This window comes from Planotetraspora phitsanulokensis (assembly GCF_016863295.1).
Taxonomy (GTDB): domain Bacteria; phylum Actinomycetota; class Actinomycetes; order Streptosporangiales; family Streptosporangiaceae; genus Planotetraspora; species Planotetraspora phitsanulokensis.
This window is the reverse complement of the sequence record NZ_BOOP01000048.1, coordinates 59,355-75,265: the sequence shown is the minus strand read 5'-3', so window position 1 is coordinate 75,265 and position 15,911 is coordinate 59,355. Positions and strand designations below refer to the sequence as shown.

Below are 15,911 nucleotides of genomic sequence, written 5' to 3'. Positions count from 1 at the left end.
TCCAGGAGGGCGACTTCGTCATGCTCGAAAACCCCATGCACCTGCCGACTGCGCCCGGCGCGCTCCTCGGTTACAAGAAGAACGGTCAGCCCTTCTACGTCATGGCGGGCGGGGCTCCGGACGACAACGAAGGCGGGACGCAGGAGGGCACCTCCGGCGCCGGAGCCGAGAACACGTCCGTGCAGGAGCCGCCCGAGACCGACACCGGCCGCCCCGACCCGAAGAAGGTCGAGGACCTGCCGCAGTGGGCGCAGAAGCTGATCCGTGAAACGCGCACCGAGGCGGCCGACTACCGGTCGAAGCTCAAGGACGCGCAGAAGGCCGCCGACGAGGCGACCGCGAACGCGGGCCCGTCCCCGGAGGAGGTCACCGCCGCGGCGCAGGCCGACTTCGCGCAGAAGATCGGCAAAGCCCTCGGCCTCATCAGCGACGAGGAAGAGAAGCCGGTCGACCCGCAGACGGTCATCGACACGCTCACCTCCGAGCGTGACACCACGGCGAAAGAGCGCGACAGCGAGAAGGAGCGGCACCGCCGCGCCCTGATCGAGCTCGCGGTCCACCGGGCGAGCACGAAGGCGGGCGCCGACCCCGACGCCCTGCTCGACAGCCGCTCGTTCGTCAAGTCCGTCCGGGAGATGAACCCGGACGACGAGAACTTCTCCACCCAGCTCAGCGACGCAATCGCGCTGGCCATGGAGAACAACCCCAAGTTCCAGGCGGCCACCCAGGCGGGGCCGCCGGCCAGGTCGGGGGGTGAGTTCGCCGGCGGGCCTGGCGGACGTGCATCCAGCCCCACCGAAACGACCGTCGACGAGTTCCGCGCCCAGCGCAAGAAGCGCGCCTTGTCATAACCGCTGATAGCGCAACCGCTATCGGCCATTCCCAGGGAAGGCCCGAATGGCTAACACGTTCCTGACCCCGAGCATCATCGCCAAGCAAGCTCTCGCGACCTTGTACGAGACCTGCGTCACGGCGATGTTGGTCCACAGAGACTATGAGGAAGAGTTCGTCAGCCGCGTCGGCGAGACGATCTCCGTCCGGAAGCCCGCGACGTTCACGGCGCAGGAGTTCAACCGGACCACCGGCATCACGATCCAGAACGCGACCGAGCAGAGCGTGCCGATCACGCTCAACCACTTCGCCGACGTGTCGTTTGCCGTGACCGCCGAAGACCTCACGCTCAAGATCGAGGATTTCGGCACCCAGCTGCTCGGCCCGGCGATGGAGGCCATCGCCCAGAAAATTGACCGGGACGTCCTGTCGCTGCGTAACGACATCTCGCAGCGGGTCGGCAAGGCCAACGCCGCGATCAGCGGTGTCACGGGTCCGGCGATCTTCGACTACAGCAACCCCCGGACCGCGATCGACGCCAGAAGGGTCCTCAACCAGCGGAACGTCCCGGCGTCGGACCGCTACCTCCTCGTCGGCCCCGAGGTCGAGGCCAAGTGGCTCAGCGACCCGCTGTTCCACCAGGCCGACACCCGTGGCGACACGGACGGCCTGAGGGAGGCCAACCTGGGTCGAAGGATTTTCGGATTTGATGGATATCAGACCCAAAACATCCTGGGCCCGACCGGCACTCCGACGACCGGCCAGCCGAACACCGAGATCGGCGTCGCCTTCCACAAGACGGCGTTCGCCCTGGTCACCCGCCCCCTCGTGCTCCCGCAGGGCGCGGCCAACGCCGCGGTGGAGAGCTACAAGGGATTCGGCATCAGGGTAGTCATGGACTACGACATCTCGAAGAAACAGGACATCGTGAGCGTGGACTGCCTCTACGGCGTCAAGACGCTCGACGACAAGCGCGCCGTCCTGATCCACGGTGTCGCGCCGTGACCTACGTCTACAAGAACGCCAACACCGGGTCGGAGCTCACGCTCGACGAGCGTGACGCCTGCCTGGACATGTTGGACAACTGGCGGATCATCGGCGGGCTCGAGGACGAGCCCGCCGGTGACTCCGGCTCCGAGGAGGAGCAGGACCAGGGGCCCGAGCAGGAGGTCGACCTGGACCTCGACATGGGCGGGGACCAGATGGACCGGCCGTCGACCAGCGCGAACAAGGCCGCCTGGATCGCGTACGCGGTCAGCCGCGGCATGTCCGAGGAGGACGCCACGGCGCTGTCGAAGGCCGCGCTCATCGAGGAGTTCGGGGAGGGCGACGAGTAGCCATGACGTACGCAACCGCCGCCGACTACACGGACTACACCGGTCAGCAGGTCCAGCCCGAGGACATCGAAAGGCGTCTCGCGCGGGCGAGTGAGCGGGTCGACGAGCTGCTCATCTCGTCCGTCTACCAGGTGGACGACGCGGGGATGCCGATCGAGCCTGACGTCATCGAGGCGATGAAGAAGGCGACCTGCGCGCAGGCCGCTTGGACGCTCGCCGTGGGTGACGAGTACGGCGTGGCCTCCGCGTTCGAGCAGGTGTCGATCGGGTCGGTGCGGTTGCAGCGCGGGAAATCGGGTGGCGGCCCGCCGGCTCGGTACGCGTCGGACGCGTCCGCCATCCTCCAGCGCGCGGGCCTCATCCCGGGTTACGTGATCGATGGGAGCCCGTGGTGATGCTGCCCGAATGGCTGCTTCGGCATACCGCGACGATCGAGCCTTTCGAAGGTGACGGGGCCTACGGCCCCATCTTCGGGGAGCCGTTCGATAGCCGCTGCCTCGTCGACGACGAGCGGCGTCTGGTGCGTGACGCATCGGGCGCCGAGGTCGTTTCCGACACCACGGTGTTCTTCCCGCCGGGGACCGTCTGCCCGGAAGGGTCGAAGGTCACCGTCAACGGCCGGTCGACGACCGTCATCACGTCCTTCTCCCGCGACGGCGGCGGCTTGCCGACGCCGGATCACGTAGAGGTGGTGTGCCGCTGATGGCTGACGGAGTCCGCTTCAAGGTGAAGTTCAACCAGAAGGTCACCGCCGAGGAGCTGACCGATAAGACCCGCCGGTCAGCTGCCCGAGGGCTGACCGAGGCGACCGAGCACGTCCTCAGCGTGTCCAACCAGCGGGTGCCGCACGACGTCGGCGACCTGGAGCGGTCGGGCGCGGCCCTGGTCGACGAGACCGAACTGGTCGGCATCGTGTCGTACAACACCGAGTACGCCGTGGTGCAGCACGAAAACCTCGACTACAAGCACAAGGACGGCCGTACGGCCAAGTTCCTGGAGCTGGCCGCCCGCGAGGAGGCCGAGGTAGTCCGACTCAAGATCGCCAAGACGATCCGTGAGGCGTTCAAATGAGCTGGACGAGGGACCTCCTGACCGGCTTCGCCGTGCTTCTGGCGGACGCTGGCGTGGCCACCTGGAACCCGAGCGGCGCCTACTCCGACGCGCAGACGGCCATCACCATCGGTGGTCTGCCCGCGAAGCCGGACACGGCGCTCGCGCTGGCGGTGTACGGCGTCGGCCAGGCGGGCGACGACGTCGAGCAGACGGACTCAGCCGTGCAGATGCAGGTCCGCATGCGCGCCATGACCGACCCGCGGGTGGTTGACGACATCGCTGACGGGGTGTTCGACACCATCCATGGCCTGGCCAACTACACGCTCTCGACGGGCGTGTTCGTGCTGCTCGCGCGCCGGACGCTGATCGCCCCGCTCGGGCGTGACGCGACTGGCCGGTGGGAGCGGGCCGACAGCTTCGACCTGTCGGTCGATCGGCCGTCGACGCACCGCACCTGACCTTTCTTTCTTCCCTGCCGCCAGCGGTTCCGCTGTCGGCTTTTCGGCATGCGCTCGAAGGAGACACATCATGGGCCTGCGCAGCCTGCTCGCTAAGGACTGGGTCCTCGAGGTCGACACGGCCGTGGTCGTCGGGACCCCGGTGTGGACCAAGGTGAAGGGCCTCACGTCCTTCGAAGAGTCCACCGACGACAACACCGAGGACGACGGCGACTTCGACGACGAAGAGGGCTGGGGCTCCAGCGTCGTCACCCAGCGCACCTGGCAGATCGACGCCGAGGGCCGCCGCAAGCGCACCGAGGCCGCGACCTTCACGGCCGACCCCGGCCAGGAGGCGATCCGCAAGGCCGCCCGCAAGGTCGGGTTCGGCGCGAACATCAACGTCCGGTGGTACCGGCGGGACGGTGCGCCGGACGCCTACCAGGGCGTCTGCACCGTGTCCGAGTTCACGAAGGGTGGCTCCAGCACGGACCTGGAGCCGTTCAACTTCACGCTGCTCGGACAGGGCGCCCCGGTCGAGATCTCCAACCCGATCGACGAAGAGGGCGGCGCGTAGTGGCCAACTTCAGGGACCTGGACGAGTTCTTCGACCCGACGCTGAAGCTCCCGGTCGGCGGCAAGACGTACGTCATCCAGCCGCCGTCCGCCGAGGTCGGCCTGCTGTGCCAGCGGCTCATGCAGGCGAGCATCGCGCACGAGTCCGGGCAGGACGTGGACGGCGAGGGCCTGAACAAGCTCGCCCAGGTCGTCCTCGACGACGACCAGGAGCGCGACCTGTATCAGCGCATCCTCGGCGCGACGTTCGACGAGCTGGTGGCTGATGGCGTCGACTGGGCGAAGGTCCAGCACGTCGGTACGACGGCGCTCGTCTGGGTCGCCGCCGGCGAGGACGCCGCGGCGAAGATCTGGGAGGACCGCTCGGGGGAAGCGGCGGCCCCGAATCGGGCTACGCGTCGTTCGACGGCAGCGGCGGCGCGATCGACCCGGTCTCGGGGGTCCGCGACTACTACGACCCGGGCGACGGCCTCTCGGTCAACGAAGGCCGCACCGCGTCGTGGCAAGACCTCCTGACGAACTGGCTGCTCGTCGAGGCCGACCTGCACGAGGTGTTCGGCATCGACCTCGGCGAGCCCGGTTTGCTCAGGTCGCGGTCGTGGCGGTGGCTCCGCGCGCGGCTGCATGGGCTGCTGACGTGCGACTCTCGGATCTCGCGCCAGCTGACCCCTGACGACGGCAAGCGGTGACGCGCCGCCTGCTCCTGGACGGGTTCTGTGGGGTGGGCGGGGCGACGCGGGGTTACCAGCGTGCGGGGTTCTACGTCGTCGGCGTGGACAACCGGCCTCAGCCGCGCTACTGCGGCGACGAGTTCGTGCAGGCCGACGCGGTGGAGTTCATCGCCGAGTACGGCGCGGACTTCGACGCGATCCACGTGTCGCCGCCCTGCCTGGCGTACACCACGCTGACGACCGGCACGAACAAGGGCCGGGAGTACCCCGACCTGATCGGGCTCGTGCGTGAGGTCCTGGTCGACATTGGCCGGCCGTGGGTCATGGAGAACGTCCCCAGTGCGCCCATCCGTAGGGACCTGATGCTCTGCGGCGTCATGTTCCCCGAGCTGGCGGTGTTGCGGCACCGGTGGTTCGAGTTCGGCGAAGGCCTGCGCGTCGAGCAGCCTCCGCACCCGAACCGGCACCCCGGCCGGGTCGCTGGGTTCCGCCACGGCACGTGGCATCAGGGGCCGTACGTCGCGGTCTACGGCAAGGGCGGCGGTAAGGGTCCGGTGCCTCTGTGGCAGAAGGCCATGGGCATCGACTGGACCTCCGTGCGCCGTGAGATTGCCCAGGCCATCCCTCCGGCCTACACCGAGTACATCGGCCGAGCCGTACTCGCGCAGCTGCCCGCCGCTGCATCACCCCACCACATCCAAGGAGGTGAGACGCGGTGGCGCTGAACGTCGGCGAATTGTTCCTTTCGATCGAGCTGAAAGAGAAGGTCCTGCTCGTCGCCCGCAGAGTCATCAAGGCCGTGCGCGACATGGCCAAGGACTTCGGCTCCAAGGCCGGCGACATGGGTAAGCGCGCTGCGGCCATGGGCGTCCAGATCGTGGCCCTGGGGCTCAAGTTCGCGATGTTCGCGGCTTCGGCTGCATTGGCCGCGCATGGGGTGATCGCCTTAGGCGCTGCGCTTGCGCCAGCCGTAGGGATCATCGCTGCCTGGCCGGGCGTGATCGCGCTCGGTGCGGCCGCGATGGTCACCCTGCGGGTGGCGCTGCTCGGCGTTGGTGACGCCTTCAAGGCTGCGCTCGGTGCCGACCCGAAGAAGTTCCAGGAGGCCATCGCTGGGCTGTCGCCGGCGGCGCGGTCTGCTGCGTTGGAGCTTCGGGCGCTCAAGCCTGCCTTCGATGGGCTCAAGGCCTCGGTGCAGGACTCGTTCTTCGCGCCGCTGGCTGGGCAGATCCGCGCTGTCGCGGCGTCCCTGATCGGGCCTCTTCGCGACGGCATGTCGGGTGTCGCCGCCCAGTTCGGCCTGGCGGCCGCCGAGGTGGCGAAGTTCGGCGCTTCCGCGCAGTCCGCCTCGGCCGTGACGAAGATCTTCGGTTCTCTGCGGGACGCGGTGTCTACGCTCCGGCCCGCGATCCAGCCGGTCCTGGCTGGGTTCCGTGACATCGCGGTGGTCGGCGCTCAGTTCTCGACTGGGCTGGCGCCTGGAATCGCTGACGCTGCCGCGAAGTTCGGTCAGTTCCTGTCCAAGGCCGCCGCGTCTGGCCAGGCCCTGGCCTGGATGGACGCCGCGATGCAGGTCTTCAAGGCGCTCGGTGCTGTAGCGGCCGACGTCGCCGGGATCCTCAAGGCCGTCTTCTCGGCCATGCAGTCCGGCGGCACCGGCGCGCTCGGCGTGGTCGGTCAGCTGCTCGACAAGTTCAACGCCTTCCTGAACTCGGCGCAGGGTCAGCAGATCCTCGTGACGATCTTCGGGGCGTTGCAGCAGGTCGGACAGGCGATCTTCCCCGTCTTCGAGTCCTTGGGTCGCGCACTGGCGCTGATCGCGCCGCAGATCGCGAACATCGCCCGCGCGCTCGGTCCTGGACTGTCCGCCGCGGTCGACGCCCTCGGGCCGGCCCTGGCCGCCCTGGGACCTGGCCTGACAGTCGTCGCGGACCAGCTGGCGAAGGCCTTCGCCTCGCCGGAGCTCCAAGCGGGGCTGCTCCAGCTCGGCAAGGGCATCTCGGACACCTTGATCGCGGTGGCTCCTCTGCTCCCGGTGATCGCGCAGCTCGCCGGGATCCTCGGCCAGTACCTCGGTATAGCGCTCTCGAACCTGGCAGCGCTCTTGAAGCCGGTGATCGGCGCGCTCGTCGTGGCCCTGCGACCTGCGCTTACGTCCATCTCGGACGCCCTGACGCAGCTCGCACCGCTGATGCCGCCGATCTACGACGCCTTCGGTCAGATCGCGGCCGCGCTGATCTCGCAGCTCCTACCGCCGCTCCTCCAGCTGATCCCGTCCATCCTTACTGATCTTGTACCGGCCCTGGTCCTGCTCATGCAGTCCTTGCTGCCGCTCCTACCGACCTTGACCCAGCTCGCGGTCAAGTTCGTCAACGAGGTGCTTCCGGCGATCTTGCCGATCATCCCGCAGCTCCTGCTGCTGGGTGCCGGTTTCGCGAAGTTCGGCGCGAAGGTGCTGGCGGTCGCCCAGCAGATCAAGCCGTACCTGGACATCGCCGTCTCAGCCTTCCAGTGGATGTACAACGTGCTGGTCGGGCACTCGATCGTCCCGGACATGGTCAACAAGATCGGCCAGTGGATCGGCACCACGCTGCTCGGGTTCTTCCGCAACCTGGGATCCAAGATCACGGGCGCGGTCGGGAACATCGGACCGATCCTGTCCAGCATCGGCCGGAACATCGTCTCCGGCATCTGGCAGGGGATCTTGGGCCAGTGGGGGCCGTTCTACTCCCAGGTCCAGAGCTTCTTCTCCGGCATCGTCGACTCGGTGAAGAACGCCCTGGGCATCCACTCGCCGAGCCGCGTCTTCGCCAGCATCGGCCAGTTCATGATGCGGGGCCTGTCGCGCGGTATCGACAAGACGTCGGGCCTGGTCACGTCGTCGCTGAACCGGGTGGCATCGCTCGCGGCCAAGACGGCGCTGCCGGACCTGACCGTGCCGGGTGTGACCGTGCCGGATCGTGTCGCCGGCGGGGCGGGCGGTTGGGCGCGGACGGTGGTCAACGTCACGAATCACTACCCGCAGGCGGAGCCGACCAGCGTGAGCATCAACAAGGGTCTCCAGTACGTCGGCGCGTTGGGGGTGTGAGGTGCCGTCTTACCAGCTTGATGGCGTTCCGCTGGACCACCCTGCGGGGTGCTGGCGACTCAAGAGGGGCACACAGCGCAGGCCGATCCCCGGCGCGCGGACCATCAAGGTCAGCGTGCCGGGCCGGCCCGGAGACATCCCGATCGTCGGCCTCGACCTGGACGCGACGTCGTTCGGGCTCACCTTCGTGGTGACGGGGGCGACCCCGGCCGGGGCGAACGGCGGGTACGAGCAGATGGAGCGCAACCTAGAGGCGCTGACGGCGCTTCTGGGTGTGCGCCACCGGCTCATGCCGTTGCAGTACACCGCGGGGTCGCTCGTCCGGGTCACCGACGTCACGATCACCTCGCTGTCCGAGCCGGAGATCAACAGCGGCGCCGCTCGCGCCAAGGTCGTCGCGATCGTCGAGGTGCCCGGCGTGCTGTGGCGCGACGCCGCCGTGACGACCTGGGCGGGGTCTCCGAACTCGTTGGGGCAGACGGTCACGACGCTGACGGGGTCGACCGGGCCGATCACGGACGCGCTGATCCGCATCACCGGCCCAGCCGGTTCACCACAGGTCGGTGACGTGGCCACCGGCGGATGGGTGCTCCGCTCGGGCAGCGTCGCCGCTGGCCAGCGACTCCTGTTCGACTGCAAGCAGATGCGTGCCGCGCTCGTGACTACCGACACGTGGGACGTCGACAACGGAACGGCGGTGACCGGTCAGGTCGACGCGATCGGCCCCGGCAGCGCGTTCCGCTGGTTGCACCTCACCCCGACGATCGCCCCGGGCGACCCGTTCACTCGGACCGTGAAGGTCTCCAGCGCGGCCACCGGCACGAACGGGTCGTCGCTCCTGGAGATCCGCGCGGCGCGCTCCTACCTGTGAGCGCGGCCGCGCTGCTCGGCGGCGGCGGCCGCGAGCTTCACCGCCAGGGCGTCGGCCTCGTCTGCATCGAGCTGGGGCGGCCACACCGCTGGGAGCAGCATGATGCCGCCGAGGGGCGTGACGAGCACGTCCATTGGCGGCCGGTCTGTGGTGGTGGTGTCGATCACGATGTGAACCATTGTCCCTGATGGGAGGTCGTCTCGTGACCTTCGATCTGCGGCTCGTGGTCTACTCGCCGGACGGCGACCGGCTGGGCGTGCTGCCTCACCCGCTGACCGTGGAAGCGGCGTGGCCACTGAACGACGTGCCGTCGTTGAAGGTATCGATCACCACGGCGTCGGTCGGCGCCGACCTGCTCGACGAGCCGTGCGAGATCGCGGTGGAGTGGAGCGCGGACGGCAACACCTGGACCGAGGGCCCGGACAGCCGGTTCCTTCTGATCCGACGCCACGGCGACGGCTCCGACCAGACGGGCGTGGCCGCGTTCGAGCTGCCCGGCTACTCGTGGATGCTGCGGAAGGTCGTGCTCTACCCCGGGTCTGCGCCGCTCGTCGACGGCAAGCGCGCGTTCCTGACCGCGACAGCGGGCGCGATCATGCAGACGTTCATCGCCGAAGCCCACGGGCGCGGGTCGGTACCGTTCCTGGACTGGGATTTCTCGCCCACAGAGGACAGCGACGGGGCGGCGTGGGACAAGGTCTTGACGATCTACTACCAGCCGGGGATCGACGCCATGACGGTGCTGATCAACCTGGCGGAGCAGGGCGTCGCGGATTTCCGCATGGACGGCGGCCGACTCCAGATGTTCAACGCCGACACGGTGTTGAACCGGGACCTGGCAGCCGGCGACGAACCCGTGGACCTCCGATACGGTCGCGACGTCGTCGAAGCCCCCGACGAGGGGACGCTGGAGGACGCCGCGTCGCTGGTCCTGGTCGTCGGCGACAAGGGCCTCGTCAAGACCGTCACCAACCCCGACGCCGCGCAGCCGTGGGGGCCGTGGGAGCAGTACATCGGCTCCGGCGGCGTCTCCGACGAGGGCACCGCGACGCTCCTCGCGCAGACCGCGCTCGACCGGGCCGCCGAGGAGCGGATCCAGCGCACGCGCGGCATCACGATGTACACGGCACGCTGGCTGCCCTGGCGGGACTACCAGCCGGGGGACCGCGTGCTCGCGCCGACGCCGGACGGACTGGAGTCGTTGCGCGTCCGCCAGCTGACGCTGGTGCGCAACCAACAGGGCGTCGTCGGCGGTTCGCTGGTCCTCAACGATCGTTTCCTCGAGCGGGACATCCGGCTCGCGCGCCGAACCTCCGGGATCCTCGGCGGGTCGACGGCGGACGGAGGGTCGGGCGCTCAACCGGTCCCTGCGCAGGACGCTCCGGAGCCCCGCACGCCGGCGAAACCGCTGGGCCTGATCGTGAACCCGGCCGCGTACCTGGACGAGCACGGCTTTGCCCGTGGCCAGGTGACGGTCACGTGGGGCGCGGTCACCGCCGACATTGGCGGGGTCGCGCTGAACGTCGGCGGTTACGAGCTGTTCATGCGGATCAACACGACGGGCGAGCCGTGGTTCCTCGTCGCGTCGACGGAGGCCGACGACACCACGGCGACGTTCTCGCCGCTCGTGGTCGGCGAGTCCTACGCCTTCAAGGTCAGGGCGGTGAACCTGGGCAAGCTCGGCGCGTTCTCCGACCAGGTGGCCATCACCGTCCCCACGGACGCGACGCCGCCGCCGGTTCCGACAACTCCGGTCCTGGCGACGAGGCTCGGCGTGGTCCACGTGACGTGGAACGGGCTCGGCGTCGGGTCGGCTCCGATGCCGCCCGACTTCCTCCGCGTCCGCGTCTGGATGCAGAACCCGGCCGCGCCCGGGTGGACCGACATCGGGTTCCTCGATGCTGCGGGGTCGATCCTGGTGCCGGGCCTGCCGTACGGGTCGAACCGCGACTTCCGGTTCACGTCCGTCGACCGCAGCGGCAACGAGTCGGCGCCGTCGAGCGTGGCGACGATCGCCGCGGTGCAGCTGGTCCAAGGGGACGCCGCGAACAACTCGATCACCACCGGCGCGATCGCAGCGAACGCGGTCACGACGGACCAACTTGCGGTCGGCGCGGTCGACGCCGGGAACATCAAGGCGAACGCCGTCACGGGCGACAAGCTCGCCGCGGTGCTGACGCTCACGACGCGCCTGGTCGCGGGCAACCCGACACAGGCCCGCGTCGAGCTCAACACCAACGGGTTGCAGGCGTTCAACGCGGCCGGCCAGCAGACGGCGAGCATCTCGGCCGCCAGCGGCGCGGTCTCGATCGTCGGTCAGTTCGCCTCCGGAGCGACCGGTGCCCGCGTGGTGGTCAACCCCGCGGGTGCGTCAGTTCCGGAGATCCGGTTCATCCCGGGCAGTGGGGCCAACCAGTCGCGGATCTACAGCGACGGGTCGCTGTTCACCGGTGAGGCCACGCTGATCATGGAGTCCGGGACCAACCAGGCGTCGACCGCGATGTGCCGTCTGGTCCACGCGGCCGGTACGTGGCAGGTCGCGATCCGCGACCCCGCGTCGGGCAACCAGCGTGGCGGGTTCGTCGTCGCCGACGAGACGCAGGCGCAGGTCGGGTGGACCCATCCGAGCAACGGGGTCCAGCACTTCCTGTTCTCCCAGTCGGGGACGCTGCATCGGGGCAAATGGCAGATCGGCGGCGCTGAGGCCGGGCTGATCATGATTGAGGTCACGGTCGCCGGTAACGGCACCTTCCACGTCGTGAACTGGGGTTTCACGATGCTGACCGTCCCGAGCGCCGTGTTCTCGGCGCAGCGGCCGACAGGCGCGGACCCGATCCCGGCCCCGACCGACCTGATCGTCTTCACCCGCAATCAGTCGTCGATCTTCTTCCGCAGCCCTTCGAACGCGACGTCGGCGACGTCGATCCAGTTCTCGATCTGGGCCTGGCGTATGTGAGGAGGGCCGCGTGCCCGACCAATGGCAGGTCACCGACGTGACCGAGACGACCGACAACAGCGGCCAGATCGAGGCGTGGGAGATGCGAATCACCCGCGACTCCGACGACACGTCGATCGTGCTGTGGCTGCCGAAAACGGCGATCGAGAGCGCCGCGGTGGCGTACGGCCTGACCTCGACAGACGAGGCGATCGACGTGCTTTTACACCAGACGGTGCTGCCGGTCTACGACCAGGCGGCCGAGGTGAACCCGTGGACGGTCAGCGGCGAGCAGGCCCGCGCCGCGGTGATGGAACGGGTCGGCCGGTGCCGCCGCGACCACGCGACCGTCGAGACCGCCGCGCCGGCCAAGAGCTCGGCTCGGCGCGGAGTGGTCGACGTGCTGGCTCCGCTGCGGACCCACGTGCAGGTCGACCCGGTGAAGTGCGCAGCCGTACGGCTCGAGGCCATGAGAGGAATCTGATGCGGTATCACGGGGCATTTCCAGACGTCGACGGACAGCCGCCGGAGCAGAGCCTGTTCGGGTGGGTCGCGTCGTACTACGAGGCCAACAAGGTCCTGTTCGACCCGGAGGCGACCGACCCGGTCAGCTACCCGAGCCTGTGGCTGATCTGCGTGAAGGTCCAGCGGGCCGAGGAATCGCCCGCGTGGGCGGTGTACTCCATGACCTCCCGCGACATCCCCGGCTGGCCGGAAACCCTGTACGGCGCGATCCCCGGGCCGACCCCGGACAGCGTCGCGCAGGGCCTTATCGCCGCCGGTCACACGGTCAGCCTGTACCGCTACGACAACCTCCAGACCGCCTTCACCGCCACTCACACGCAGGTCTTCCCGGAGGCGTGATGCAGGACATGACCGTCGACACGCAGCGGATCATCGCCGCGCTGCGGCGCCGGATCGACCAGCTGTCCTACGAGAACGCTGTGCTCTCGGCCGCCGTCGACCAGCAGCGCGAGCAGATCGTCGACCTGATCGGAGACGGTGAGAATGGCGGGTGACCCGTTCGCGATCAGGCTTGTGGCCTACGCAGCCAACGGCACACGGCTGGGCCCGCTCGCTCAGCCGCAGCATGTCGAAGCGGCATGGCCGCTGAACGACGTGTCGTCGATGCGTCTGGACTACGGCACGAGGGCAGTCAACGGGACCACGCTGGCGCAGCCGCGTGAGATCGCGCTGGAGTACAACGTCGGCGGCACGTGGATCGAGCCGCCCGGCGGCCGGTTCCTGAGAATCAAGCGCGGCGCCGACATCACAGACGAGTCCGGAGCTCGCTCGTATGAGTGCCCCGGCTATGCGTGGCTGCTCAAGAAGGCGGTCCTCCACCCATCCAGGTACGTGCAGATCGCGCTGCCGTGGCCGCCTCCGGACCTGCCTCCGCCGAAGAACGACCCGCGCGTGTTCACCAGCAAGTCGCCGGGTTCGATCCTGCGGACGATGATCGACGAGGCGAAGACGCGCGGCGCGCTGGCCGGTGTGTCGGTGAGCTTCACGTCGGCGGTCGACAGCGCAGGTGAGCCGTGGACGAGTGATCCGCTGACCTTGAAGCTGGACCTCGGCACGGACGTCCTCGCAACGCTGCTCAACTTCTCCGAGCAGGGCCTGGTCGACTGGCGGATGCGCGGCCGCACACTCGACGTGTTCAACCCCGGCACGGCCATGGACGTCAACCTCGCGCTCGGGGCTGACCCCGTGGACCTGCGGCTCGGCAGGGACATCATCGAAGCGTCGGACGACGCCACGTACGAGGAGTTCGCATCAGCCATCCTGATCAGCGCTGACGGTTTCACGGCGGGAGTCTCTGACGCTGAGGTGGCCGCGCCGTGGGGCCGGTGGGAGACCTTCCAGTCGCAGTCCGGCGTGACGACGGAGTTCATGGCGAGGAAGCTGGGCTCGATCGCCCTCTCGACCATGAGCGGCGAGCGTGTCCAGATCACCCGCGGCATCACCTTCGGCGCCGCCCGCTGGTGGCCGCTAGCGGACTACTCCACGGGCGACACCGTGCTCGCCGCAGGAGACGGCGGCGACATGGCCGCGCTGCGGGTCCAGCAGATCACGCTCACCATGGAATCCGATGGTTCGGTCGGCGGGTCGCTGGTCCTCAACGACCGCTTCTTGGAGCCCCACGTCAAGCTCGGCCGGATCGACAAGGGCATCGTCGTGCGCGGCGGTGTCGCAGGCGGATCGGGCGCGAAGCCGAGACCGTTCGCCACACCCCTCGTCGCGGCCAAGCCGGCGACGGTGGCCGCCGTCCCGAACGTGTCCGCAGACGAGTACGGGTATCCCCGCGGCTATGTGACGACGTCGTGGAACCGGGTCGAGACCGACGTCAACAACGTAGAGCTACAGCCGGACAGCTACCAGGTGTACGCCCGGGTCGACGAGCCGGGGGAGATCTGGCATCAGATCGCTTCGGTCGACGGCGACGAGACGTCGGTGACTGTTGGGCCTCTGGTCGCTGGCCAGCCGTACGCCTTCAAGGTGCGGGCGGTCACGGACGGCACGCCGGGGGACTTCTCGGACGAGCAGTCCGTGTTCCTCTTCGCCGACGCCGAACCTCCGCCGGTGCCGAGCGCACCGGTCATGTCCTCACGCCTGGGCGCGATCCAGGCCGCTTGGGACGGACTCGGCGAGGGCGGCGTCCCGATGCCCACCGACTTCGCCCGCGTCCGCGTGTGGATGTCGGACGGCGTCGAGCCGAAGCTAATCGGACTGTTCGACGGGCCGAGCTCGATGATCGTGGCGGACCAGCCGTACGGCGCGGCCCGGACCTTTTGGTTCACGTCCATGGACCGGACCGGGAACGAGTCCCTGCCGTCGACGTTGGTGACGTTCGCGGCTCAGCCGCTCGTGGACACCGACCTCGTCGGTGAGGTGATCAACGGCGCGCACATCGTGGACGGCAGTCTGAACGCGGCCGACAAGGTGGTGGCCAACAGCATCACGGGCGCGCTGATCCAGGCTAAGGCGATCCAGGCCGGCCACCTGGCGGCCAACTCGGTCGGCGCCAACACGCTGGAAGCGATCCTGACGCTGTCGTCCCGCATCGTGGCCGGGAGCCCGACCGGACCGAGAGTCGAGCTGAACGGCTCGGGCCTGTCGGCGTTCAACGCTGGCGGCGCCCAGACCGTGGGGGTCACCTCGACGGGTGACGCCACCTTCGTGGGCGAGTTCGCCACGGGCTTCGACGATGACTCGTGGCTCAAGATTCAGAACCTCCTCGACGAGTCCGGGGACAGGCCAGCCATCACGTTCCGTCTGGCTGGCACGCCCATCACTCCACCGATCCTCGGTGACAAGGCGATGATCTGGACCTACGTGGGCGGCAGTGACGTCGGCACGGTCAGCACCAACACGGGACTGGTCCTCGAATCGGGAGCCAACTGGGCCGACCCCCAATTTCCCCGCTCGACGATGCAAGTCAACATCGACGCCGGGCAGATCGACATGCGGTACGGCTTCGGCTCCCCAGGGGGCGGCTACCTCCACATCGACCACATCCCCGGCGGGAACATGTCGGCGTCGCTCGGTGCTTCCACCCGCGAGTTCCGCGCCGACCTACAGGGCCTGTGGGCTGACTCGGTGTTCGGGTTGCGCGCGAAGACGCGCGACGGAAGCGGGACTCGCTTCCCGCTGGTCGTCGCCGGTGGTGTCGTCAGTCCCGGTAGCGGCAGCATCCTGACCACGCCGGCCGCGTCGGTAAATCCCGTGACGGTGAACGGGGCAGCTCTCACGGCGAGTGTCTACGGGGGACGCGCCTACAAGCTCACGTACAAGGTGAGCATCACGTGCTCCGCGAACCCAGCCACTACACGAGCCGAACTCGTCACGACGTCCGGCACGACGAAAGTCGGGCAGTCATCCCTTGTGAAGTTCATTACGGCGGGCACCTATGAAGACGTCACGGTGACGTCGATCTTCACGCTCCCTTCGGACGGCGTGCGGACATTCAACCTCAGGGTCGCCCGATTCCAAGGCGCGGATCCAGACACGGTGAGCGTCCGGATTCAGGACGGCTTCTCTGTGGAGCTGATGGAAATCGGCGAGGCCGCCATCATCAACGGCTTGTAGACACACCGAACCAAACGCCTCCA

General features: G+C 68.5%; 18 protein-coding genes. 17 read left to right on the top strand and 1 reads right to left on the bottom strand.

Annotated elements, in window-relative coordinates:
• Positions 1-20: 20 nt before the first annotated feature.
• The 12 genes from Pph01_RS39295 (at position 21) to Pph01_RS39240 (ending at position 8,864) form a co-directional block, all read left to right on the top strand.
• Positions 21-851 carry a hypothetical protein gene (locus Pph01_RS39295; protein WP_204078348.1) on the top strand — a complete coding sequence of 277 codons (831 nt, stop codon included), beginning with the start codon at positions 21-23 and terminating at the stop codon, positions 849-851.
• A 46-nt stretch (positions 852-897) separates the two neighbouring features.
• On the top strand, positions 898-1,836 hold the full coding sequence (locus Pph01_RS39290) for a major capsid protein (protein WP_204078347.1): 939 nt from the start codon (positions 898-900) through the stop codon (positions 1,834-1,836).
• On the top strand, positions 1,833-2,168 hold the full coding sequence (locus tag Pph01_RS39285) for a hypothetical protein (RefSeq protein ID WP_204078346.1): 336 nt from the start codon (positions 1,833-1,835) through the stop codon (positions 2,166-2,168). Before Pph01_RS39290 ends, Pph01_RS39285 begins: the two co-directional genes overlap by 4 nt.
• 2 nt (positions 2,169-2,170) lie before the next feature.
• Positions 2,171-2,563 carry a head-tail connector protein gene (locus Pph01_RS39280; RefSeq protein WP_204078345.1) on the top strand — a complete coding sequence of 131 codons (393 nt, stop codon included), beginning with the start codon at positions 2,171-2,173 and terminating at the stop codon, positions 2,561-2,563.
• Complete coding sequence (locus Pph01_RS39275) at positions 2,560-2,871, top strand: hypothetical protein (RefSeq protein WP_204078344.1); 312 nt, start codon at positions 2,560-2,562, stop codon at positions 2,869-2,871. The genes Pph01_RS39280 and Pph01_RS39275 overlap by 4 nt, the downstream gene beginning before the upstream one ends.
• Positions 2,871-3,239, top strand: coding sequence for a hypothetical protein (locus Pph01_RS39270; RefSeq protein ID WP_204078343.1), 369 nt, complete (start codon positions 2,871-2,873; stop codon positions 3,237-3,239). The genes Pph01_RS39275 and Pph01_RS39270 overlap by 1 nt, the downstream gene beginning before the upstream one ends.
• On the top strand, positions 3,236-3,679 hold the full coding sequence (locus Pph01_RS39265; RefSeq protein ID WP_204078342.1) for a minor capsid protein: 444 nt from the start codon (positions 3,236-3,238) through the stop codon (positions 3,677-3,679). The genes Pph01_RS39270 and Pph01_RS39265 overlap by 4 nt, the downstream gene beginning before the upstream one ends.
• A gap of 70 nt (positions 3,680-3,749) precedes the next feature.
• Positions 3,750-4,235 (top strand): phage tail tube protein, encoded by a 486-nt coding sequence (locus Pph01_RS39260; RefSeq protein ID WP_204078341.1) that lies wholly within the window; start codon positions 3,750-3,752, stop codon positions 4,233-4,235.
• Positions 4,235-4,750, top strand: a complete 516-nt coding sequence (locus Pph01_RS39255) for a DUF7426 family protein (RefSeq protein ID WP_204078340.1) — start codon at positions 4,235-4,237, stop codon at positions 4,748-4,750. The genes Pph01_RS39260 and Pph01_RS39255 overlap by 1 nt, the downstream gene beginning before the upstream one ends.
• 169 nt (positions 4,751-4,919) lie before the next feature.
• Positions 4,920-5,630 (top strand): DNA cytosine methyltransferase, encoded by a 711-nt coding sequence (locus Pph01_RS39250; RefSeq protein WP_204078339.1) that lies wholly within the window; start codon positions 4,920-4,922, stop codon positions 5,628-5,630.
• Entirely contained in the window at positions 5,621-7,993 is a 2,373-nt protein-coding gene (locus tag Pph01_RS39245; protein WP_204078338.1) for a phage tail protein, read from the top strand. Before Pph01_RS39250 ends, Pph01_RS39245 begins: the two co-directional genes overlap by 10 nt.
• Before the next feature lies 1 nt (position 7,994).
• Positions 7,995-8,864 carry a phage tail family protein gene (locus Pph01_RS39240; protein WP_204078337.1) on the top strand — a complete coding sequence of 290 codons (870 nt, stop codon included), beginning with the start codon at positions 7,995-7,997 and terminating at the stop codon, positions 8,862-8,864.
• Here Pph01_RS39240 and Pph01_RS39235 read toward each other — a convergent pair.
• Positions 8,855-9,043, bottom strand: a complete 189-nt coding sequence (locus Pph01_RS39235) for a hypothetical protein (protein WP_204078336.1) — start codon at positions 9,041-9,043, stop codon at positions 8,855-8,857. The genes Pph01_RS39240 and Pph01_RS39235 overlap by 10 nt on opposite strands.
• A 23-nt stretch (positions 9,044-9,066) precedes the next feature.
• Between Pph01_RS39235 and Pph01_RS39230 the strand changes: the two genes are divergently transcribed.
• From Pph01_RS39230 to Pph01_RS39210, 5 genes are read left to right on the top strand one after another with little or no spacing between them, the layout of a single operon-like run.
• Positions 9,067-11,820, top strand: a complete 2,754-nt coding sequence (locus tag Pph01_RS39230; RefSeq protein ID WP_204078335.1) for a fibronectin type III domain-containing protein — start codon at positions 9,067-9,069, stop codon at positions 11,818-11,820.
• A 10-nt stretch (positions 11,821-11,830) separates the two neighbouring features.
• Positions 11,831-12,283, top strand: coding sequence for a hypothetical protein (locus Pph01_RS39225; protein ID WP_204078334.1), 453 nt, complete (start codon positions 11,831-11,833; stop codon positions 12,281-12,283).
• Positions 12,283-12,663, top strand: a complete 381-nt coding sequence (locus Pph01_RS39220; RefSeq protein WP_204078333.1) for a hypothetical protein — start codon at positions 12,283-12,285, stop codon at positions 12,661-12,663. The genes Pph01_RS39225 and Pph01_RS39220 overlap by 1 nt, the downstream gene beginning before the upstream one ends.
• Positions 12,663-12,818 (top strand): hypothetical protein, encoded by a 156-nt coding sequence (locus Pph01_RS39215; RefSeq protein ID WP_204078332.1) that lies wholly within the window; start codon positions 12,663-12,665, stop codon positions 12,816-12,818. Before Pph01_RS39220 ends, Pph01_RS39215 begins: the two co-directional genes overlap by 1 nt.
• The gene (locus Pph01_RS39210) at positions 12,808-15,888 is read left to right on the top strand and encodes a phage tail protein (RefSeq protein ID WP_204078331.1); all 3,081 of its coding nucleotides are present in this window, start codon (positions 12,808-12,810) and stop codon (positions 15,886-15,888) included. The genes Pph01_RS39215 and Pph01_RS39210 overlap by 11 nt, the downstream gene beginning before the upstream one ends.
• Positions 15,889-15,911: the final 23 nt, after the last annotated feature.

What these genes read in the sequence shown, in the direction of transcription:
- Pph01_RS39270 (WP_204078343.1), top strand. Translation starts at nt 2,871, where the DNA reads ATGGCTGACGGAGTCCGCTTCAAGGTGAAGTTCAACCAGAAGGTCACC.
- Pph01_RS39215 (WP_204078332.1), top strand. Translation starts at nt 12,663, where the DNA reads ATGCAGGACATGACCGTCGACACGCAGCGGATCATCGCCGCGCTGCGG.
- Pph01_RS39260 (WP_204078341.1), top strand. Translation starts at nt 3,750, where the DNA reads ATGGGCCTGCGCAGCCTGCTCGCTAAGGACTGGGTCCTCGAGGTCGAC.
- Pph01_RS39235 (WP_204078336.1), bottom strand. Translation starts at nt 9,043, where the DNA reads ATGGTTCACATCGTGATCGACACCACCACCACAGACCGGCCGCCAATG.
- Pph01_RS39295 (WP_204078348.1), top strand. Translation starts at nt 21, where the DNA reads ATGCTCGAAAACCCCATGCACCTGCCGACTGCGCCCGGCGCGCTCCTC.
- Pph01_RS39265 (WP_204078342.1), top strand. Translation starts at nt 3,236, where the DNA reads ATGAGCTGGACGAGGGACCTCCTGACCGGCTTCGCCGTGCTTCTGGCG.
- Pph01_RS39280 (WP_204078345.1), top strand. Translation starts at nt 2,171, where the DNA reads ATGACGTACGCAACCGCCGCCGACTACACGGACTACACCGGTCAGCAG.
- Pph01_RS39210 (WP_204078331.1), top strand. Translation starts at nt 12,808, where the DNA reads ATGGCGGGTGACCCGTTCGCGATCAGGCTTGTGGCCTACGCAGCCAAC.
- Pph01_RS39220 (WP_204078333.1), top strand. Translation starts at nt 12,283, where the DNA reads ATGCGGTATCACGGGGCATTTCCAGACGTCGACGGACAGCCGCCGGAG.
- Pph01_RS39290 (WP_204078347.1), top strand. Translation starts at nt 898, where the DNA reads ATGGCTAACACGTTCCTGACCCCGAGCATCATCGCCAAGCAAGCTCTC.